The sequence below is a fragment of the Paenibacillus jiangxiensis genome (assembly GCF_046098255.1).
GTDB lineage: Bacteria > Bacillota > Bacilli > Paenibacillales > Paenibacillaceae > Paenibacillus > Paenibacillus jiagnxiensis.
In genome coordinates this window covers 1-695 of the sequence record NZ_JBJURI010000083.1, presented here as the reverse complement: position 1 = coordinate 695, position 695 = coordinate 1, and the positions used below count along the sequence as shown (strand labels likewise).

The 695-nt window shown below is 63.3% G+C and carries 1 protein-coding gene; it reads right to left on the bottom strand.

Annotated elements, in window-relative coordinates:
* Positions 1-695: hypothetical protein (locus tag ACI1P2_RS31400; RefSeq protein WP_355327730.1), on the bottom strand; the 695-nt coding region annotated here is incomplete at both ends.

Here is a 695-nt window from a genome sequence, read left to right as displayed (position 1 = left end):
CCTGTGGCTCCAGTTTCGCCCGTTGCTCCAGTTTCACCCGTTGCCCCAGTTGCTCCTGTCGCCCCGGTTTCGCCCGTTGCTCCAGTTGCACCTGTCGCTCCTGTTTCGCCTGTTGCCCCGGTTGCTCCTGTTTCGCCTGTTGCTCCCGTTGCGCCTGTCGCTCCAGTTTCGCCCGTGGCTCCTGTGGCTCCAGTTTCGCCTGTGGCTCCCGTTGTTCCCGTAGCTCCAGTTTCACCTGTGGCCCCAGTTGCTCCTGTCGCTCCTGTCGCGCCCGTTGCTCCAGTTTCGCCTGTGGCTCCAGTTTCACCTGTTGCCCCGGTGGCTCCTGTCGCTCCAGTTTCACCGGTGGCTCCAGTTTCACCCGTTGCTCCCGTTGTTCCCGTAGCTCCCGTTACACCTGTGGCTCCAGTTTCGCCCGTTGCTCCAGTTGCTCCAGTTGCACCTGTCGCTCCAGTTTCGCCTGTTGCCCCTGTGGCTCCTGTCGCCCCGGTTTCGCCTGTTGCCCCGGTTGCTCCTGTCGCCCCGGTTTCGCCTGTTGCCCCGGTTGCTCCAGTTTCACCTGTCGCTCCAGTTTCTCCGGTTGCTCCTGTTTCACCCGTTGCTCCGGTTGCTCCCGTTGCCCCGGTTTCGCCTGTTGCCCCGGTTGCTCCTGTTTCGCCCGTTGCTCCCGTTGCTCCAGTTTCGCCCGTTGCTCC